The following is a 20875-nucleotide window of genomic DNA, read 5'->3' on the forward strand; positions in this document are numbered from 1 at the left end:
GGAAGCTTCTCATTTTCCTGGTCCATCAGCGCACCCATGGCTCAGACGCTCAGAACAGCCTCGTTTTGGTCCCTCTGCTGCTGCTCTCGCTGTTCGGCGGTCAAACCGTCGGTACCAGGGATCTGAGCAGCCATCTGCTCCAGCCAGCCCTTGAGCTCGTCGAGCTGCTTGTCCATCGGCAGAACCCCCAGCCCCCGCGCCAGCACCTTGGCCGAAGCGCCTGTTCCGGCTTGGTAAACCAACCGGCCGTGTAGATGTTGGGGCAAGCCCTGCCGGAGCAGCCTGAAGGCAGGCTCTTCCATCGGCGTCTCCAGGGCAATGTTCGGCTTCTCTGGACGGATGCGGGAAAAACCGCAGCGCTTGGCCAGAAGCTTCAGATTCATCAGCTGCAGCAATGACTGAACCGGTCCTGGCAGCGCTCCGTAACGGTCGGCCCAAAGAGCAGCCAGCTCCACGAGTTCATCACTGCTGAGGCATTCCGCTGCAGCGCGATACGCAGCCATCTTCTCGTCTGCATCGGTGATCCAATCCGCAGGAATGAAGGCCGTTACCTGCAGATCCACCTGGGTGTCATCCACTGAAGGAATGTCTTGCCCTTGAATCTCCGCCAAAGACTCCTGCAACATCTCCATGTAGAGATCGAAGCCGATCGCTTCCATTTGCCCGCTCTGTTCAACACCGAGCAGGTTGCCGACGCCGCGAATTTCCATGTCGCGCATGGCCAGCTGATAACCACTTCCCAACTGAGCGAATTCCTGAATCGCCCGCAGACGCTGACGCGCGGCCTCACTCAGGGAGGCATTGCCGGGATAAAACAACCAGGCATGCGCCTGAATGCCACTGCGGCCCACACGTCCGCGCAACTGATACAGCTGGGCGAGTCCGAAACGATGCGCATCCTCGATGAGAATCGTGTTCACCCGAGGAATATCGAGGCCGCTCTCCACGATCGTGGTGCAAAGCATCACATCGGCTTCACCACCGTTAAAAGCCACCATGGCACTTTCAAGCTCACCCTCAGCCATCTGGCCGTGAGCCACCAACAGCTTCAGCCCAGGAAGCATCTGGCGCAACTGACCAGCCACATCCTCAATCCCTTCCACCCGAGGCACCACATAGAACACCTGCCCGCCACGATCCAGTTCCTGACGGATCGCGCTGCGAATCGCCTCGTCATCGAGAGCAGCGAGATGGGTCTTGATCGGACGCCGCAACGGAGGCGGTGTGGTGATCAGGCTCATCTCCCTCACACCCGAAAGACTCATATAAAGCGTTCGCGGAATCGGTGTTGCTGACAGCGTGAGAACGTCGACGTCCTTGCGTAGAGCCTTGATCTTTTCCTTCTGGTTCACCCCGAAGCGCTGCTCTTCATCCACCACAAGCAGGCCGAGCTTGTCGAACGCCGTGCTTTTGCTGAGCAACTGATGGGTGCCGACCACAGCATCGATGGTGCCTTTCTTCAATCCCTCAAGGATTGACTTGCGTTCTCCAGCCGTGCGGAACCGGTTCAACAAGGCCACCTTGATCGGGTATGGGGCAAAACGTTCGGAGAGGGTGCGCCAGTGCTGCTGGGCCAGCACCGTCGTTGGGGCGAGCATGGCCACCTGACGCCCAGCGGTGATTGCCTTGAAGATCGCCCTGATCGCCACCTCGGTTTTGCCGAAGCCCACATCACCACACACCAGCCGGTCCATCGGTTGAGACTTCTCCATGTCCCTCTTCACCTCTGCCGTAGCTTTGAGCTGATCGGGCGTGGGTTCGTAGGGGAACGACTCCTCAAGCTCGGTCTGCCAGGGACCATCCACAGGAAAGGCGAACCCCGGCGCCTGATGACGCTCGGCGTAGAGCTTCACCAGATCGAGCGCCACTTTGCGCAGGGCCTTGCTTGCCCGTTCCTTCGCTTTCACCCAGGCCGTGCCGCCCATCTTGCTCAGCTGAGGCGGGGCATCGCTATTGGCCCGGTATCGGCCCAGACTTCCCAGCTGGTCTGCGGCCACCCGCAGGATGCCATCGGCGTACTGCACAACGAGGTAGTCGCGCACCTCGCCGCTGATGGCCAGTTTCTCAAGTTTCTGAAAACGCCCGATGCCATGGTTGCGATGCACCACGAAATCGCCGGGGCGCATTTTGTTGGGATCCACCGTTCGACTGGCCGCCTTCCGGCGCCGCCGCACATACCCCGTGCTGGTGAGTGTTTGCTGCCCGAAGAATTCGCGGTCAGTGATCAGAACCACGCGCCATGCGGGCAGCTGCAGTCCCTCAAGATCAGCGGTACCACGGGTTTTCAGAGCCACCGGTGTGCTCTGCTCGACCAGGCGTTCAATCGCTGCGGCATCGGCCGCATTGGGTACGAAACGACTGACACAGTCGTGTTCTTCGAGCAGGGCGACGGCACGACTCGGCTGAGCTGACAGCAGCCAGACCGCTTGCTTCTCCTGCTGGTAGCCCTTGATCAGCTCACCAAGCTTGCCGAACTGATTCGGATACGCCGGCACCGGCCGGCTGTTGAGATCAAACGCATTGGGATGGTCGTCACGCTCCTGGAGCTCCGCCAAATCGAAACCGTGGAAGTCAGCGGCCAAAGCCATGGCCTGATCGATCGGGCGGTGAAGCCTCGGCATGGGCAGGCCTAGATCGCCATACTGCTCTTCGGCATGGTCGAACCATTGCTCGCCATGGGAACGCCCATGGCGGCGCTCATCAATAGCAACACAGCATCCTGCGGGGAGATAGTCGAGAAGAGACGCAGGCTCATGCCAAGCCAGCCCGAGCAACCGACGCATGCCTTCCGGGGTGCCGCCTTCGAGAAGCTCATTGAGAGCCTGCTCACTCAGAAGCTGATCCAGTCCATCGGGCATCGACTCGCGCAGGGCTTCAGCGATGAGGGGACTGAAACCTGTCGGGGTCAACCGCAGGCTGTCGATCGGATCCAGAGAGCGCTGACTGGCGGGGTCGAACTCTCTGAGTTTGTCGAGTTCATCGCCGAAGAACTCAAGCCGCACCGGCAGCTCACTGCTGACCGGAAACACGTCCACGATGTCCCCGCGCCGACTCCAGGTGCCTTCCTGGTCGATCGTCGACACCCGCTCGTAGCCCAGTTGGCTGAGAGAAATGGCCAACGCCTCGAGGTCGAGGGTGTCGCCTTTGCGCAGGGTGCGACAGCGGTCAGCGAGCACCTGCGGTGGCGGCAGGTGCGGCTGAAGGCAGCGCTCTGTGGCCACGATCGCCAGGTCGCGACTCTGCCCCTCCAATTGCAATTCACTGAGCACCTGCAACTGCCCCCAGGTGATCTCACTGGTGGGATCGAAGGGTTCATAGGGAGAGCCTTCACTGGTGGGATACAGCTGGGCACTGCGCCAGCCCATCAGATCAAGCAGCGCGGTCCAGCGACCGGCCTCCTCCAGGGTGGGCACCACCACCAGCAGGGGCCTGTCCTGATGGCGGGCCATGGCACTGGCCACCAAAGCGCGGGCAGCACGACCAGCACCACGCAGCAGCAAGCGGTCAGCACGCTCGATTCGATCACACAGCTCACCGCTCAGCGCCGAGGTCTGCAGCAGACGCACCAAGGAGCTGAGGGGCATGGCGTGACCACAAGCGGCAACGCATGATTGTCGCAATCCACTGCACGCCTTCGTGCGCTGCCACAGGTTTCGCTTCCTATGCCCCGCTACCGCTGCCCTGAATGCTGTTGCGGTCCTGCGATCGTCCTTCATCCACCGAAGGGATCGGTTCCGGTGTGTGCTCGCTGTCGCACCGTGATGGAGCGCCAACCGCTAGTGCGGCCCGGTCCTCTGCTGGTGCTGCTGGCGGTTGGATCCGCCTTGATCGCGATCTCCATCCCAGCCTTGCTCACCCCGATGCCGGCCCCACGTCCGCCGGCGTCCCAGACCACGGCCTGAAGGCGAGTTGGCTGCTAAGGAGGACCGAGAGATCGCGACACCATGGGCGACAACCTCAAACCGATACGCAAACCCCGGATGGAACGTCGCTTCGAGAACGCGATCTGGAGGTTTCGCCTCATCACGCTCATTCCTGTGGTGATGAGCCTGATGGGCAGCATCAGTTGCTTCGTGCTCGGAACCTACGAAGAGCTGGCTGTGCTCTCGAAGGTGTTTCAGGGCCGTTTTACCTACGCCAACAGCACGTTGTTAATCGGCAAGGTGGTTGGTGGGATTGATTTCTACCTGATCGGCATTGCCCTACTGATTTTCGGGTATGGCATCTACGAGTTGATCATTTCCGACATCGATGTCCGCCAGCAGGACAACTCCCAGGAACGGCGCAATCTCCTCAACATCGAATCCCTTGATGGGCTGAAGCAGAAACTCACCAAAGTGATCATCGTTGCCCTGATCGTCACCGCCTTCAAGCTGATGGTGAGCTTCGAGGTGAAAACCATCACCGAACTCCTTCAGTACTGCGCCGGGGTGCTGATGCTGGCCTTCAGCGCCTATCTGATCGGTCGCACGGGCAAGCACTGAAGAGGGTTCTGGGTCTGCATCCCCCTAAAGGATGAAAGGCGTTCATCCCCAGGGGGGAGGCAGAGAAAGGCACAGGCAGCGGACGGTGAAAAGGTTCCAACGCCATGCCCACAAATGACCTCCACCCCAGTACCAACGCAGCCCTGCCGCCGGCTCGAACGTCTCCAGCGCCGGGAGCAGCACCGACCAATTCCTGCATCAATTCAAAAGCGCAACGGACTGGTGTTGCAACACCTGGGGCTGGCTCACCATGCCGCCAATCGACAGCTGCCCCGCGGCGGTGGCGAGTACGACGACCTCTGCCAGGAAGCCTGTCTCGGACTCGTCAAAAGTTTGGACCGCTTCGAGCCCTCCCGAGGCCACCAGGTGAGCAGCTATGCGATGCCAAAAGCAACGGGACAGATTCTTCATTACAGGCGTGATCGCTTGCACACCCTGAGGATTCCTTGGCGGATCAAGGAGTACCGGGTCTAACGTAGCGCATAGTGATTGCAGCGGGTTGCGGTGATGCGCGTCGGATACAGCAGGGTTTCGGACCAGCAGCAGATGTCCACGAACCCGCTCGAGGCAGCAACCATCGAGCTGGAACGCGCCGGGGCCGAAACCGTGTTGGTGGAAGTCGGCAGCGGCCGCTCAGACGAACACCGCCCCAAGTTCAGGCAGCTGCGGGAATGGATCCTCGACGGCAAGGTGTCGCAAGTGATCTGCCCATCGCAGGATCGACTGGGCCGAAACCTGGATCTAGTGCTGGATTTTGTTCAGCTCTGCCACATCCAGAAAGTGGCCCTGGTGGATCTCAACGGCCGTGAATTGGAAGTGCATTCGGCCGACGGCCGACTAATGACCACCATCATTGGCGCTCTGGATGAACACCGCTCCAGGCTTTACGGCGAGAAAGTCCGCAGGGCGATGCGGTCGGCCCGGGAGCAGGGACTGCCGGCACGCTCGAAGCTGCCCTTCGGTTACCGGAAGGTGCGCAACGACAGCGGCCGTTTCGTTGCCATCGAGATCGATCCAGTCACAGGCCCGCTTGCCAGACAACGCATTGAATGGTTTCTGGCCGGTGATTCCGTCATGGCCCTGTATCGGCGGGTGGTGGATAAACAACCCGGCCACAGCATGAGTCATCGGCAAATGGCCAAGTGGTTGGCCTCACCGATGCTCACTGGCCGACTGACGTGGAAAGCGAACCACCAAACCAAAAACTGCGATGAGGTTGCGTCCGAGCAAACATTTCCGGCCCTGGTGACTGATGCCGAGCACAAGGCCATCCAGATCCGACTGGAGCAGGGAAAGAACAATCAAGGCCGCGCAGGGCGAAAGCAACGGATACTCACGGGACTGGGGCGCTGTTCTGCTTGCGGATGCGTTCTCACCTATCGGTATCACCGGCCAGATCTGCAATACCTGCGCTGTGCCAATCGGGTTTGCACTCAGAACAGCAGATCAATCCGCGTAGATCAGGTGTTCAGCGTTCTGCAGTACGCGCTCAACCTTCACGCCCTGGCCATGGTGCCATTGCTGGCACGGCCAGATATTGACCCACCCGAAGTGTTCACGCTCGAGGCTGAGATTGCCCAGCTGAAAGCGATCAGCGGCACTGAAGCGGTCATTGAAGAGAAAGAACGCCAAATTCAACGGCTACGGAATGTGGACAACACCGCACCAGTCCGTTTGCTCGTTGGTGCGCTTCGGTCGCAGACGTTCTGGCTTCAGGAAGATGCCGAGCTCAACAACGTGCTGCACCAGCTGCTGGATTCAATCGTCGTGGACCTTGGGGAAGGTGTGAACACTGCCAGGGTGATCGCTGTCCGTTGTCGCACCAGCCCTGCCGAGGCTCCACTGCCGCAGGACCAGAACAATGTGCTGATTCCGGTGACGGCCGAGCAGATACAGCTGACGCTGGAACAGGCAGGGCTGCACTGAATTGCTAGTTGATCGGACCACTGGGGGTCGGTGTTTGGTGGGCTCGGTAGTGCTGGTGCCCCCGGCACTACCGGATCCGTCGATCGCGCCCTGATCACGCCCGCCGAAAGCCACTGACTTCCGTTCTGCAGAGATCAACCCGATTCCTCGGGCAGCAATGCACACCTACAGGACCAATGGGCTGGGTGGGCGGCAAGCTCTGATTTCAGCAGCAACATTCCGTCCATTGGCCGGCACGTTGGACAGACCTTTTCGTCTTCTTTGGTGACCCAGCGATACGTTGATGCGTTCCAGGTATCCAGCTCGATTTGGCTGCTGATGCCCCACACGCCGGCTGCAATGGCTGCAGTGACCTGAGCCTCGATTTGCTTCCTGCCCTGGCCGAACAGGTTCTGCATCCAATTACTAAACATCGGTCTTCCTCTCGAATTGATTGGCGATGTTCTCGGAATCGACCGTGCCGTATCTGAGCAATTCGGCTGGGGATTTCATTGGGGGGATCGTTCCACCGCCGATGGCCTGTGCACCCTCCGCGATGCGACGCTGATGGGTGAACATTGCGGCACCGATTGCATCGGCGAGCGTGTCGTTTAGCCCTGCCAGGGCAGCAGCGTATTCGGCTTTGCTGGCGTCATCAGGCAGGCTTTCCATCGTGCGGATGGCGGCTTCCATTTCTGGTCGAACCTGTGCAGCGATGTCCTTTTCGACGCCACGTAGGAATGATTCCTGTTGGTCGAGATATTCTTGTTCAGTCATCCAACTCACCTTTCTTGGGACGTCCCATCCTGATCAGTTGGGGCGGTGGGGTTTTTCCGTCGATTAATACTTTCACCGCTGATGAGATTGCAGTTGCTCGATGCTTCCATTCCCGGCAACTACTACCTGGGAACTTTTTCTGTTCCACCTCCATGGCTAGGGAATGAAGTGATGCTGTGAGCGATGCGTATCTGCGACTGAACTCCTGTAAAGAATTTTGAGTGAAATACGCCGTCGGTGATCGTCCACTCATGCCCTGGCCTCCCATTCCTTGATTATTTTGCCTGCTTTTTTAAGGAGGGCGCTGTTCTCGGATGCTGCTTGTTTCAGCATTCGAATCTCGTGATCTGCTTCTGCAATTTTGTTGCGTAGGGCTTTCATCTCACTGGAGTAAGAATTAAATGCGTTATTCACTATCTTCTGGTTCGCTGCAATTAAGTCTGTCGTCTTTTTTCTTTCCTTCTCTGCTGATTTGGCGAAAGATTGGGCTTGCTCTTGGAGTGCCTGATTATGGGATGTTTGAGAGCGGGCTTGCTCTTCGAGTTTTTTGAGGTCTTGGCTGATATTCCAACTGGATTGCATGGCTCGAGCCGTCGATGAGATGGCCTCTGCTGCCCTGCTGACATCGGGCTCGGATAGACGATCGTGGAGTGCTGCGAGTTGCTCTCGCATCTCGCCCAGTTCATCCACATCCTCAACTCGTTCGGCGACCTCCGCTTCCAGTTCCTGTCCCTGTGGCTCGTAAGCATCGATTTCAGGTTCCTTGAGGTTTACTTCGATCCAGCTGGTGGCTTGGTACAGATGCAAATCATCTGGAATATCAACCCACTGATTCTTTAGGTGGGGAACAACATCGCCGACGTATTTAACTCTCATCAGCGAACCCGGTTTGCACGGACATCGCCCTGGTGCTGGCGGAGCAATTGCGCACGGCGCAGACGCATATTTTCCTCGGCTTGGGCCATGGCCATCCCTTTCAACATGCTGGCTTCACGAGCTTTCCGTTGCTCGGCTTCCATCTGCTTGAGACGCATCTCATTCATTTCTGGCTGCTGTTGTCTGGCCGCTGCTTCCTGAAGTTGTGCAGCTGCCTCTGGTGCTAACTGCTGCAATTTCATTTGGTCGGTGAGATTTCCACCATTAGCAAATGGGTTGCTATCAAACAATCGTTGTGCTTCTGCTTTGCGTGCTGCTTCGGCTTGCTGCTCATCAGTTGGGCGAACTGAATCCCACTTGCCGGCAAGAACATCAGCTTTTAGCCCTGCGTTGCAAGTTCCATCCAAGATCGAGACCAGCTCTGGGTCAGCAAGCCTAATTTGAAATGATTCAGTGACAAACTGGTCTGCAAATCCACCGAAACCTTCATCGGGCATGGGGCGTTCACTAACGGCAGACCAGCGCCTAAGCACGCTGTCACAAGTTGAATACCAAGCCATGAAACTAAATCTTTTGCTGTCTCAATTATTATAAGCTTTGTTTATACATTGCTACTGTAGCCAGCATCAATTAATCGCTGCCCGAGCCGTCGAGGGATAAAGCAAATGAGAATCCAACTAACAGCGTTCACAAACTCCGGGTCTCTCCAGGCCTCTGGCGGTGGATCCATCTCATCCAAGTAAGCCAACCACTCCGAGCAGGTGCCGCGTTCCATCAGCGAAGGCCCAATCGGCTGCGCTGGCTGCGACTGTTCTTCAGACTGTTCATTGATTTGGTGAAGCCACCTGCAGCACCACGCTTGGCCCCACGCTCTTCAGCTTCACGCGCCAAGGCAACACCTTGATCGACGGTCAGGTATTCAACGGAGTTGATGACGGTCGTTTCAATATGGATCGGGCCGCTCTGCCCACCAGCAGCACCGCCGCTGATGCTGCTTCCATCAGCACCTGCAGCTCGACCACCGCCGTTGCTCGGGCTGTATCGCGCCATCGCATCGGACATCGGCACGATTGTCGTCCGACCGCCACTTGAAAGCGCCAGCTCTGGACCTTCCTCGCCCACAATCGCTGGCCCTGTGCTGGGCAGCACGCCGCCATCAGCAAAACGGGGAACTTTCCCAAAATTCCCACTGAGGATTGAGAACAGACCAACGCCATCCTTGCCGCCCAGGGCACTAACAGCGCCCGTCACAGCATTCAGGATCAGTGCTTTGCCGATTGCCTGCAAAATGTCGCTGGCAAGACTCTTCATTGCTTCACCCAGTCGGTCCGTCTCGGTGACTGCTAATCCGATCGCGTCAACAATGCCGGTTTCGATGGTGTTGCCGACGCTTTGAATCAGCTGGTTGTAACGCTCGGTTTCGGCGTTGAGTTCCCGTTGTGCCTTTACCTGTTCTGCAAGATCGAATGCCTCGTTGAAGGGGACCCCCTTGTTCAGCACCAGATCCTCAACCTGCGCAGCTAAATCGGCATCGCCGCCAAACTTGCGCTCGTTTTGAAGGCTCCGCAGCTGGTCTCTAAGGCCCTGCGTTGGATCTCCCCCGATACGACTGGCACCTGCGATGGTGCGCTCGAAGCCCGCAATCTGAAGCAGAAGGTTGCGCTGGTCCTTCAGCTGTGAGGTGCGGTCCTTTTCAATCTGGGCAAGCTTTTGGCCAACACCGATTCGGACGTTATCGATGTCCAGCAGCGCTTTGGTTTCTAGTTGAGCGCGGACTCTTGCGTCTGCTTCGTTCTCCAGCTGGCCGAACAACCTGTTTCGGATGTTGAGTTCGTCTCTGATGCCCTGCAGTCGGGCAGCAAGCGCATCGTTCCCGGCAAGTTCTGCACGTGCCAGGTCAGCAGCCAGTCGATTCAGTTCTCGCTGGGTGAACACTGCCTGTTCTGCAGCACGGAGCCGTTTCTCTGCGTCTGCTGCCCTTTTGACTGCATCGGGGTCGGGTTTTTGCTTGTATTGCTCGGTTTTTGTTTTGGGGACTGTCGGCGCTGGTGGTCCGATGAATCCATCCTGTGCAAGGAGCGGTTGAAGGAGTCGCTGCAGTTCTCGAATCCGTTCGTTTGATGCCTCCAGACGTCTTTCGAGTGCTCGAACCTGTGGCCCGCTTTGGTCCGTTGGAGCAACTTCGGCCAGACGCTTTTCGATGTTGGTTTTCAGGCCCTGCTCGATCTTCAACTGGCCTTGGAGCGCACCACGCTGAAGGTCTTGGATTGCCTCTGCACCCTTTGTCAGACCCTTGACGATTTCTGTGCCTAGGTCTTGGAAAGTCGCGCCGATCGACTTGGTCAGCGGTCCCAGGGCCAGCTTCAAGTTGGTGAGGGATTGCTTCAGTCGTGCCCCGGCTTCATCGGGACCGTCGGCAATCACTTTTGCGTTTTCGCCGAACTTATCCAGCTCGCCCTGGGTGAAGGTGACGAAGTCGGCCACCGTGACCTTGCCGTCCTTAAGTCTCTTATCCAACTCTGCGGTGCTGATCTTCAGAGACTCGGCAAAGCGTCCAAACGCACCAGGCAATCGGTCGCCAATCTGTCCGCGAAGTTCCTCGGCTTGAACCTTGCCTTTCGAGAGGATCTGGATCGCTGCGTTCAGAGTGCCGTTGAGTTTTTCTTGGTCGCCGCCCAGTGCCTTGTTGCTGGCACTTAGGCCACGAATGACCGTGTCGATGTCTTTGAAGCTCAGACCAACAGAGTCGGCGGCTGCGGTGATCTTGGTGATGTTGCCGATCGCTTCATTCAGCGGAACGTTGAAGTCTTCGCTCACTTCACGGGCCAGCTGCAGCGACTTATCGAAATTCGAGCCAGCAACACCCCGAAGAGCTGTTTCCAGTTTCCCGACTTCAGCTGCGGTGATTGAGGATTCTTTGCCTAGTTCACCCAAAGCGTTGGCAGCCTTCAGCGTCCCTGCGACGGCGGCAGCAACGATTGCACCCTTTGGCCCTGCGATTAACGCACCAGCAGCACCGGCCTGCAGGAAGTCCTGGCCTGGGACCGTTGCGAAGGCAGCACCAGCGCCAGCAGCTTTGCCGAGTCCAGCTCCACCGGCTCTGGAGTTCTTGACACGCTGTTGTTCAAGCCTGCTGATCTGCTGCAGTTCGCGTTTCTGTAGGGCCAGCTCAGTTCGCTGCAGCCGCAGGTCGGTAATGCGCTTTTTTGCCCTGGTGGCTTGTTCGGCGCTGACGCGTGTTAATGCTCTGCGTTCACGGACGATTTGTTTATCGACGCTCAGAATATCCTTGGTTGTCTCCTCAATTTTCTGCAGATTGCGATCTACTTTTTTAATTTGCCGCTCTGCAGCGGTGGAATTTACCTTAAGGAGAATATCGGCGTTGAAATTTGCCACGATCGACCACTAAATGGGCTTATTAGTGCCATTTTAGCGGGCATTTTTTATGGCTCTATTGTGCTATTTCCCACAGTTAGGAGGTGGTCCACCGTCCGCTGATGGGCAGCAGTCGTGCGCTTGGTGGCTTAATCAGTTCTTAAACTCACCACACGCGGATGCCGCTTTGGCCTGCTTGGCCGCTGTACCGCTGGTCGGCAGTGGCCATCAACAGGTAACGGACGGCATCCAGGGTGTGGTCGGCATTGAGCTGCAGGTCGTCCTGTTTGCTGGTGTCGTGTTGCGCCAGTGGGGCGGTGGCCCAGAACGATTCCATTCGTTCGGTGGCATACAGGCCAGCAAGTTCCGTTCCAGCGTTGGCCATCATTGACGACATCAACGCCCAGCCGGTGGCCCTGCTTCCTTTGGGGCCGGCAGCGAATTTGCAGCCGTAGCGTCCCAGCTGATGGCCGATGCTGCCGTCCATTCCGCCGGTTGCGGCACCGATCTGCGCATCGGCGATGCGGTGGAGCTGGGGGATCGCATTCAGCACCATGCCGTTGCGTTCCAGCAGATGTTCGATGTGGTGCGCGAGGGATTGCACCGTCAACGTTGCGTCGCCTAGTTCCCAGCGGCGGGTGCCGTCTTTTTCGCGAAGACAGCTGTAATACTCATCGAGCAAAATCACTGATCGTGGGGCGATCACACGCCCGTCAGGCAGGTTGATCGGGCTGCGGGTCCGGTAGGCCAGGACCACCGACGATGGGGCTCTCACGCCGAAATCCAGGCCGATCCAGAGGTCTTTGGTGCTGAAGTCTTTTAGGTGGCGGATTTGGTCGCCGATCCAGGGCACCTTCGAGCGTTGTTCGCTCAGCGCATGGCCGAAGAAGCTGGCGGGGGTAGCGCTCCAGTCACCCCAAACTTCAGCGAGGATTTTGGCCGGGTCGTTGTTGGCCGATGCCTTCAGGGTTGCGACGTAGCTTTCGACGTCTAAGAAGCTGTTGTCGTGGACCGTTGAGTGGCAGACCACAAAGCTGTGGTTGAACAGCTCGTTGTGGAAGGGTTGCCATGGGGTGGCGCGGCTGATTACGTTCTCGAAAATCCACAGTGATCCGAGGTTGCCGGGGTTGGCTGTCATGAGCAGCCGTGGCTTGATATTGGGGTCTGGTGAGCGGAGCGAGCTGCAGAGTCGCAGGATCGGACCAGGCTCACTGATCATCGCGCCTTCATCGATCGCACAGTGCGTTAAATCCTCACCCTGGAATCGGGCGAAGGCATTTTCGTCCTTTAGGTAGTGGAGAAATAACCTGCCGCCGTTCGCAAACTCGAAGGTCTTTTGGCCTACTAAATAGCGCGTTCCAGCAAGTTGGGGGATTTGGTTGCAAAATTCTTCGATTAATTGCTGCAGTTTCTTTAGGCCGGCGAGATCGGTTCGGAGGAGCGCTCCACGGAAGGATTTGCCGAATCTGAGTGCATCACGCACCAGCAGCAGGGCCAGCGTCCACGACTTACCACCCCCGCGGCCCCCCGCCATCAACAGCCAGTGATCGTCTGGCACTGAAATCGCCATTCGCTGGTGGTCCAGCAGTTCCGGTAGCCCTGTCTCGACCTTGACGTTGGCGGGTGGTTTGTTCTTGTTGGCCTTCAGGCGCTTGTCGTCAGCCTTTGGCGGTTGGTTCGGTTTGCGGCGGTATCGCGTTCCAGTTGCTTCGGTCACAGTCCTGCTGCATCACTTCATTGTGGCAAGTAAATTCAGCAAAACGATTTGAGAAGTCGACGCGTTGCTTTAGTTCGCATGCTGATGCCACGCTTCAGCTAAGGACTTAGCCAACTCCTGTTGATGAACTCGCAAAAGCATTTGCATCTACTTTTTGAAGACGCTTTTGCTCCAGGAACCTGAGGGGCTGATTTGTATCGGCGCGCTCAGAGACGCTCTGCCTGTATTGCTCAGCCTCCGCGATGCGCGTCCATCGAATTTCTGCTGTGACTCCGATTTCTTCCGCAGCAGCTTCGGCTTCGCGAACCAATTCCTCCCAAGTGATGGTGAAGAACTCTCGTCTGAGGTTCACCAGATTTAGACGGCGTGCGCTGATTCGATTGTGAATCGCATTTTCCAAGCCCGGCGCATCCTCAGTGAAAATCATCGCGTGGATATCGAATGGGAAAGGAACTGAGGCATCTCCAAGCTCACGGACGCGGTCAGTCGGCTCAAGACGCCTAGTCATTCCAACCTTGAAGACATTGTGGCCAAAGGAGCCGATATTGCTGATGACATACACGTGACCACTACGGGTCATCTGTGCGCGGCTGATAGCTCGCTCTCTGTTGTCTTCGGCTTCTTGGACACGACGCTCTAGCTCTCTGATCTTTTCGAGATACTCCTCACTTTGGTCATTAGCAGCAGCCTCTTCACGAGCTCTAGCCAATAACTGCTCGTACTTCTCGGCCTCGCGCTCCGCAGCTTCTTTAGCCTCCTCTGCCTCTCGGCGAGCTTGTTCTTCTTCACGCTCTTGGCGCCTGAGTTCGATCTGCTCTTCCCGCTCAGCCTGCTTAGTCAAGGCGTTTTCGTGAACCAGGTAAGCCTCGTCAACCTTCAGCTCTGAAAGGCGACTATCCCATGGCATCTCAACACGAGTCCTTGCCTGCTTTTCATAGAACTTGAAGGCGCGCTCGATCTTGCCGAGAACAGTCGAGTCGTTGGAATGTTTAAGCATTGAGATTGCAGCATCACATTCACCGTTGAAGCCGCGTAGAAGAGCAGTCACTGTTTGACGAACGAAGGCAGCTCCTTGTGTGCGAGACCCTCCAACGGTCACTTCAGTCAATTTACATTCTTGGAGAAGCTGTTTGCCTAGAGCCTTTTGCTTCTCTCGGTTTTGTTTAAGTAAATCAGCGAGGCGCTTTGAATCAAGGCCCGGATAGCGACGGGCAGCAAAACCCGCATCATCAAGGTCCAAAAGGTCTTCGACATCCTGATTTAAGTCATTAATTCGCTGACGAAGTCCTGCATTTTCATCCTGGAGTCCTTTCTTCTGGTTCTTCATATCTGCCACTTCATGCTGAAGCAGATCCAGATGCTCATCAGCAAGTCTGACCTTGTTATTGGCGGCAACTTTTGCTTGATCGATTTTATCGAGCTCTTCCTGAGCAAGCTTTCGTTGATGTTCTATCTTCTTCTGAACATCTTCCAATCCTTTTTGAGCAAGCCTTTGCCTGTATCGAGTTTCTTTTTCGACATCAAGGATTGGTTTGAATTTTCTGCGTACTCCTGCATCAGCCAATAAAGCCGCGACTGCCGAGCCAGCGAAAAGACCAGATCCCCCTACAAACATTTCGATTCTTTCTTGCTCTGGAGAACCCAGCGCTGCGATGGTTACTACAACACCGCCGACAGCACTAGCTAAGGAGATGAGTCTGAACATGCACGCTGAATAGCTAATAGCATTTTCGCATCAAGATGCTTTTGGCATATCCCCCAACTGGGGGATTTAGGCGGCGTCGAGGATGCGGCGCACCTTGCTGATGCTGATGTTCAACGCTTTGGCGATTGCGCCGTAGCTCATTTTTTGATCGCGGAACTGCTTCACCGTGGCGGCCAACTCCGGTGTCCAGGTGCGCTTGCGGCCGAATTTCACTCCAGCGTCTTGAGCCCTGCGGCGGCCTTCATCAGTGCGCTCCAGGATCAGTTCGCGCTCAATCTCGGCAGCGGCGGCCAGGATGCCCACCACCAATTTCGCCATCTTGCCCAGGCCCTTGGTGTCAACACGGCCGTCGAGGGTACGGACGTGGATGTCGTCATCCAGAAGCCCTGCGACTCGTGACACACAGTCCTCCATGGAGCGTCCCAGGCGGTCGAGCTTGGCCACCACCAGCACATCACCAGACGAACAGGCTGCAATGGCGTTCTGCAGCTCCACACGCTGATCAAACGGTGCTGCGCCGGAGATGTGTTCGCTGAAAATTTGATCACATTGCGCTCCAGCCAATGCGTCGAGCTGGGCCTGCGTGTCTTGCTTGGTGGTGGAACAGCGGGCGTATCCAATAAGCGTCATGGCGGGTTAGCACAGTAGAAAACGGAATTCAGACCCCCAAAAAATTGGGAGGGGTTCTGGGTGTTGGCGAGAACTCGTTGGCATGCCCCCTTCGCTCAGATCGCAACCCTGCCCCCCGTCGAGGTGGGGTGGTGGGTCGCTCCAGCCCTGTGGCTGAGTCAGTGGAGCGGGGTTAGCTCGTTGGGTGTGTCGGAACTTTGCCAATAATAGCATTTCAGCGCGTCGGATGTCACGACATTCGGCACGAAAGCAGAGCAACCGTGGCGCAATGGATTTGGTGGTGTCGGAAGTTGGTGCCGAAATGCCTCAGTTGCGGAAGGGGTAGGGACGTGCCGTCTTCTTGGCCTTGGGCTCATCGACCTCCATCACGCCGGGGGTCGTGACAGCCGAGCCCCAGTCGTCGGTGCCCAGGTCTTCGGCTTCAAGCTCCACGTCGGGCAGCTCTTGCGCTTCGGATGGTGGCAATGCCTTAGCGGCCACCATCTCGGCGTAGCTTCCAGCATCCAATGGCTTGAACAGATCGCCAACTGCCTCGGTGGTCACGGTGATGCTGCCCTGGTGATTGTGGGCATGGAGACTGATGCCACCGGCAACGCCATAAATGCGCGCCAGTGAATCCAACTGCTTGCCTGCGGTTTCTAATGCCCTGGTGCCTGCACCTTTCTTGTAATCCTGTAGCGCAAAGTTGAACAGCATGTTGTGCTTTGCCGCCAATTCTCCGCGAATAGTTTCAAAATCTAATTCATAGGTATCTTGAAACATCTCTTTTGCCGCGAGTGAATCTTCCCAGCAAATCTTGCGGCTTAATCCTGTTACTTCCTGAATGCGAGTAATTGTTGCACCTTCCGCCACCAAAGGTGCGACGACATTTGTGATGCGATCTCGGCGAGATTTGCGGAGTTTCTCTACTTTAATCGCCATTTTGTCGGTTTAAGTATTACTTAAAGCCAGACTAGCGGGTTTTAATCAACATCCCACCATTTAGCCCTGCCTGCTCTCATCGAGCTGCTCACCTCATCAACACCGATCGCTGCGATCACCGACCGACCGACCGCGACCGACCGACCGCCCCACCCCCAGCCCTGCGTCTTGGTGATTCTCATTTTGAGACAATAATGAGACGCCCTGTCTCTCTACTTATTCCCTCCCTCCTATAGGGGGGTGTTGTTGTAGGGAAAGTTTCTTTGAAATCCACTGCTACAACAACCATCTCAGCGATTAGATCAAATCTTCCCGGCGGGAACCTTTAGCCGAGATCCATTGCGCTGCAGTGAGATTGCCCTGCATCTTCCCGCAAATCTCCGGGAAGCGGGAAGGGAAACAATCAATGAAAAAGCCCTCCCCGACTGGTATCTGACCAGTGGGATGGGCAAATCTTCCCGAGAAATGGGCACGCCTATAGGGGAAACCCCTCAGCGGTTCGAGCGCAGCCAATACGGGTTCACCTTGAAGGTGCCCTGCTTTCCCTTCACCCGCTGAAGCTTGGGTGTCTTGCCACGGATCAGATCGCTGCAGTTGTTCTGCACCGTCTTGCGGCTCAACATGAAGCGCTTGCCCCGCAGGGCCTCCACCAGTTCATCGGTGGTGGCTGTCGGTCGGCCCTGGTCCCACCACTCCACCATCTGGTTGACGATGGCGGTGCGCATGTCACCCACAACCTCAGCCCCAGGGCACAGGGCTAGGCGGCCGTCTTCAGCCACCTTGTAGGAGAAGCCACGCTCATCAGCTTTGCGGCTTTTGTGGACGGTCAGCAGGCGTTGGCTTGCCATTGGCTTGCCGTCTTCATCCTTGGGTTTCTCGCAACCAATCACCATTGATGGGATTTCCTCCCAGGCAGCAGCACCACCAGCCCTGCCTGGCCTGGTGCCGTCGTGAGCTACCACCAGCACGGTGACGAACGGACAGACGCACTCTTTTAGGAAGGTCATAAATTCCGTCACGGTGGCGTTGTCGGTGTAATCGCAACCACCCTTCGCCGTGATGGCTTTGGCGCTGTCCATCACCACCACAGCACCCTTGTTGGCCTTGGCCCACTCGAACAGCTCGATGCGGCCACGAATCCCGCAACCCCAAGCCTCCTGCTGCTCCTCCTGCGAGTAGCACCACAGCTCGAACAGATCGGTGGAGGGGTCAAACAGTGGATCGTTGTCCACGTCAAAGCCCATATCCTGCAGCTCCTCCTTTAGGGGATCGCCACCGGAGTCAGAAGCAATGAACAGCACCTTGGTGGGGTTGAGGTTCGCGGGACGATCCAACAAGCCTTGGCCCTGCATCCCCTGCACAGAAATCTCCAGGGCTAGGCGTGTTTTGCCCGATCCCCGCATCCCCCACACAAGCGTGATGTCGTTGGATGGCAAGAAGCCAGGCAGCTTCCATTCAGTCCCTGCGATGCTGCGGAAACTGACGCCCCGACGCTTCGTCTTCTGGTTGGGCTTGAACCCGATGGCCCGCTTCTGCAGCAACTTGAACAGGCGGATTTCAACAGTCTGTTCGCGGCATCTGTAGTTCTCCCACAGCTCCGCCCTAATGCTCATCTCGCGGTCTTCGTCTTCCTTCACCACCGCGTCGTAAAGCTTTTCCATCAGGGTGGAGAAGGCAGGCCGCACAGCCTTCACCTCCTTCGCGACAACACGTTCGCGGTTGCGGCGATTGCCCTCAGAACAAAGCTCGCGGAGCTTCTCCAGGTTCTGCTGCGTAAAGGCCCTGGCCCTTGCGATCCACCCGCCAGGCGCCGGGTTCTTGATCCAGTGATCGGGATCCCACCCACAGTTGTCGATGGCGAATTGGCGCAACCGCAGCAGCAGCCCTGCTTGGCTCAGGTCGCCTTCACCGATGTGGTCTTGCTCCCAATGCGCGTCGTAAACCTGATCGACATCATCCAGATCGCCGTCGCTGTTGCTGCGCTCCAGAAACTGCTGCCATAGCTCCAGGGCTGAACCCTCGAACGGCTGGCCCAGCTCCTGCAGCTGCGCTTCGGCTGCCTGCAGCGTTTTGCTAAGTCGATTGGCAGCGACACGTCGACCACCCTGGCCTGGTTCCATGCCACTGGCGATTAACTCAACGGTGGTATTACCCAGGGCCAGCGACAACGGCACCGGCTTCGACAACGGCAACTCCGGCAAATCAGCCCTGTCCACTTGGCAGTCCTCGTCATCGCGCCAGATCGTGCCGGTGCGATCCGAGCTGACCTTCTCGGGCAACTCGCGGCACAGGGCCATCAGCGCGTCCAGCTCGAAGACGTTGCCCGTCTCCAAAACGATGGTGCTGCGCTCGCCGGTCTTGGGGTGGATGCCACCGGCCAATCGTGCAGGCTGGTGGGGGCTCACCATCGAGGTGTCGGCCTTGGCCTCGCCGGGCAGCACCTCGGTGATTGCCGCAGCCAATCGCTCCCGCGCAATCCGGCCCTGCTCCACCGACACCGGCGCAGCCAGCCGATACCAGACGTGCAGCGAATTGCGGCCGCTGTCCATCACCAGGGTGGGCTCGGGCAGCCCTGCCTGCTCCCAAAGCTTCCATTGATCGGCTTTGGCGATCGAATCGATTTCGTAGACCAGCAGGCTGCACTCGAAGATTTCCGCTGGCCGCCCTGGTCTGTCCAGCGTGCGGGTGCCGCCAGGGCAGCTGATGAATCCCAAGCTCCAGTCACCAGGCCGCTGCAGATCACGCTCCACCGCAGCCCAATCCACCACGGCGGGCATCGAATCCCAGAGGTAGCGACCGTCTTGGCGCCGTCGGGGTGTGTAGTGGTTCGTCGCCCCGTAGGCGCAAGCGATCACCTTGGTGATGCCCAGGGCCTTCAGCATCCGGTCGGCCTGATCCGTGTCGATCAGCCCTGCTTCCTGCTCAGGGGAGGCAACCGCCTGAACCTCAATCGCAGAATGTTCGCGTTCAGCTTTGAAGGTCTTGAAAGTCTCGGCAAACGCCTCTTGAGCCGAGGAGTCCTCACAACGCGACTTCCAGACTTCATAAGCCTTTTCGTACGCTTCTTTGTCTGGGTCGTGCTTCGGCAGAGCATCAGCAGGACCCACCAATCCAAGGGCTTTGAGCAGCTTCTCGTCGGTGGCGGTGTTGGGCCGATCGATTAGCCATGCTTCCTGCTCCCGTTCCCAACAGGTTCGATCCTGCTCATCGAGTTCCAGCCGCCGTTTTTCGGCAGCTTCAAAAGCACCCTCCTCGAGGGGGTCGAAATCAAATGAAGTATCCATCAATCAATCAACCCCAGTTCTTGATTAGGTCTTCCATTTCCCGCTGGGCGTTCAGTTCTTGCTCGTGCAGAACATTCGCCTTGCGCACAATCTCCGACCAGGTGCAGCGCGTGTAGCCCTGGCCGTGTGTTGCAAAAGCGGGGTTGAACAGTGCTGCCGCGACAGTGGTGATTCCAGTCAGTGTCGGGCAGTCAGTCTTCTCACCGAATAGACGGTGGTGAGCCGCCTTTAGATAAACCTTCGGCAACTGCATCGACCCGTGCAGCAACTTGCTTAGTGGCCGAACAGTGCCGGTTTCGTAGAACTCTGGCCAGATGGCGCAGTCGATGAAGTAGAGCTGCCAGGTTTCCCAGCTGTATGCACGATCGTGCTTTGGAAGCAGGAAACTAAGGTCAGAACCTTCTGTGGGCCAGTGGGGCCGGGCCGTCTCCAAGCGGTAGAGACGCTCGGCGCTGGCGATGATGCTTTCAACACGTTGAGCCCGGTCCTTTTCAGCAGGGCTCTGATCATTTAAAGTAAAGGAGTCGGACATGGATCCTTGGGGAAGGAGAAATTAAACCGATGAAGAGAAAGCGTCCTTCGACTGGGGCGCTTTTTTGATGCTTACGAAGCTTTGAGCGCGTCGATGTCGTATTCCGACAATCCTTTCATGAGCAGGAATCTGATCAGCTGAGACTCGGAGACGCCCTGCGCCACAGTCAGTTTCGTCAGCCGAGCTTTCATCGGTTGGGTGATTCGTGCACCGACCTGAATTTCAGCCGCCCACGGGAACGACTTTTCGCGGATTTGAAAATCCGAAAGATCTTCTCTCAAAATCTTGGACATGGGGGAAGGAAAGAGGCAATTGCCCTAATTAAATGATAGTGATTGATAACACCGACGCCAATAGAAAAGGCGCGGATTAATCATCACGCGCCACTGCAACTCTTGGGGTTGTAGTAATCTATTAACAGCGAGGATTTTGGATAGTTTTCTCCATCTCAAGCATCAAATCAACCAAAAGCCCGTAGTCACAGGACTCTGGCGTTGTCGTTCGAGTCTTGTGCAGCCGGTAAGCCTTCAGCGAACGAATAGCCTGCTTCAGTACAGAGTCCAAATCCTCAGCAACTTCTCGCACTGCTGCTGCCTGGATCGCATGATCGCGCCAGGCTTGATCGAGATCTGGGATCGGTGTTGCTGTCATGCTGCCTCCTGCTCATTG

General features: G+C 57.2%; 18 protein-coding genes. 4 read left to right on the forward strand and 14 right to left on the reverse strand.

Annotated features, from left to right (window positions below; all coding sequences use genetic code 11):
* Positions 1–41: 41 nt before the first annotated feature.
* On the reverse strand, positions 42–3584 hold the full coding sequence (mfd, locus tag SynMEDNS5_RS07270; protein ID WP_186582777.1) for a transcription-repair coupling factor: 3543 nt from the start codon (positions 3582–3584) through the stop codon (positions 42–44).
* A 78-nt stretch (positions 3585–3662) separates the two neighbouring features.
* Between mfd and SynMEDNS5_RS07275 the strand changes: the two genes are divergently transcribed.
* From SynMEDNS5_RS07275 to SynMEDNS5_RS07290, 4 genes are all read left to right on the forward strand, one after another.
* Positions 3663–3902, forward strand: a complete 240-nt coding sequence (locus SynMEDNS5_RS07275) for a hypothetical protein (protein ID WP_186582778.1) — start codon at positions 3663–3665, stop codon at positions 3900–3902.
* A gap of 42 nt (positions 3903–3944) precedes the next feature.
* Positions 3945–4484: a YqhA family protein gene (locus tag SynMEDNS5_RS07280; RefSeq protein ID WP_186582779.1), complete on the forward strand. Its 540-nt coding sequence runs from the start codon at positions 3945–3947 to the stop codon at positions 4482–4484.
* 114 nt (positions 4485–4598) lie between these two features.
* Positions 4599–4958, forward strand: coding sequence for a sigma-70 family RNA polymerase sigma factor (locus SynMEDNS5_RS07285; protein ID WP_255440057.1), 360 nt, complete (start codon positions 4599–4601; stop codon positions 4956–4958).
* Positions 4959–4991: 33 nt separating this feature from the next.
* Entirely contained in the window at positions 4992–6410 is a 1419-nt protein-coding gene (locus SynMEDNS5_RS07290; RefSeq protein WP_255440058.1) for a recombinase family protein, read from the forward strand.
* A gap of 134 nt (positions 6411–6544) precedes the next feature.
* On the opposite strand, the gene SynMEDNS5_RS07295 is transcribed toward SynMEDNS5_RS07290, so the two are convergent.
* The 13 genes from SynMEDNS5_RS07295 to SynMEDNS5_RS07355 all read right to left on the reverse strand — a co-directional run bounded on the left by SynMEDNS5_RS07295 (position 6545) and on the right by SynMEDNS5_RS07355 (position 20857).
* The gene (locus SynMEDNS5_RS07295; protein ID WP_186582781.1) at positions 6545–6808 is read right to left on the reverse strand and encodes a phage minor head protein; all 264 of its coding nucleotides are present in this window, start codon (positions 6806–6808) and stop codon (positions 6545–6547) included.
* A gap of 7 nt (positions 6809–6815) precedes the next feature.
* Positions 6816–7166, reverse strand: coding sequence for a hypothetical protein (locus tag SynMEDNS5_RS07300; protein WP_186582782.1), 351 nt, complete (start codon positions 7164–7166; stop codon positions 6816–6818).
* Between the two features lie 249 nt (positions 7167–7415).
* Positions 7416–8042, reverse strand: a complete 627-nt coding sequence (locus SynMEDNS5_RS07305; protein WP_186582783.1) for a hypothetical protein — start codon at positions 8040–8042, stop codon at positions 7416–7418.
* Positions 8042–8539: a hypothetical protein gene (locus SynMEDNS5_RS07310; protein WP_186582784.1), complete on the reverse strand. Its 498-nt coding sequence runs from the start codon at positions 8537–8539 to the stop codon at positions 8042–8044. The genes SynMEDNS5_RS07305 and SynMEDNS5_RS07310 overlap by 1 nt, the downstream gene beginning before the upstream one ends.
* 277 nt (positions 8540–8816) lie before the next feature.
* Positions 8817–11438, reverse strand: coding sequence for a tape measure protein (locus tag SynMEDNS5_RS07315; RefSeq protein ID WP_186582785.1), 2622 nt, complete (start codon positions 11436–11438; stop codon positions 8817–8819).
* A gap of 145 nt (positions 11439–11583) precedes the next feature.
* A complete protein-coding gene (locus tag SynMEDNS5_RS07320) occupies positions 11584–13134 on the reverse strand; it encodes a phage terminase large subunit (RefSeq protein WP_186582786.1) in 1551 nt (516 codons plus the stop codon).
* Between the two features lie 106 nt (positions 13135–13240).
* Positions 13241–14839, reverse strand: coding sequence for a DUF4041 domain-containing protein (locus SynMEDNS5_RS07325; RefSeq protein WP_186582787.1), 1599 nt, complete (start codon positions 14837–14839; stop codon positions 13241–13243).
* A gap of 66 nt (positions 14840–14905) precedes the next feature.
* On the reverse strand, positions 14906–15469 hold the full coding sequence (locus SynMEDNS5_RS07330) for a recombinase family protein (RefSeq protein WP_186582788.1): 564 nt from the start codon (positions 15467–15469) through the stop codon (positions 14906–14908).
* Between the two features lie 306 nt (positions 15470–15775).
* A complete protein-coding gene (locus tag SynMEDNS5_RS07335) occupies positions 15776–16390 on the reverse strand; it encodes a hypothetical protein (protein WP_186582789.1) in 615 nt (204 codons plus the stop codon).
* Between the two features lie 491 nt (positions 16391–16881).
* Positions 16882–19674, reverse strand: a complete 2793-nt coding sequence (locus tag SynMEDNS5_RS07340; protein WP_186582790.1) for an AAA family ATPase — start codon at positions 19672–19674, stop codon at positions 16882–16884.
* Between the two features lie 7 nt (positions 19675–19681).
* Complete coding sequence (locus SynMEDNS5_RS07345) at positions 19682–20206, reverse strand: hypothetical protein (RefSeq protein ID WP_186582791.1); 525 nt, start codon at positions 20204–20206, stop codon at positions 19682–19684.
* A gap of 71 nt (positions 20207–20277) precedes the next feature.
* Positions 20278–20499 (reverse strand): hypothetical protein, encoded by a 222-nt coding sequence (locus tag SynMEDNS5_RS07350; protein ID WP_186582792.1) that lies wholly within the window; start codon positions 20497–20499, stop codon positions 20278–20280.
* A 121-nt stretch (positions 20500–20620) separates the two neighbouring features.
* Positions 20621–20857 (reverse strand): hypothetical protein, encoded by a 237-nt coding sequence (locus SynMEDNS5_RS07355; protein ID WP_186582793.1) that lies wholly within the window; start codon positions 20855–20857, stop codon positions 20621–20623.
* Positions 20858–20875: the final 18 nt, after the last annotated feature.

Source organism: Synechococcus sp. MEDNS5 (assembly GCF_014279875.1).
Lineage (GTDB): Bacteria > Cyanobacteriota > Cyanobacteriia > PCC-6307 > Cyanobiaceae > Synechococcus_C.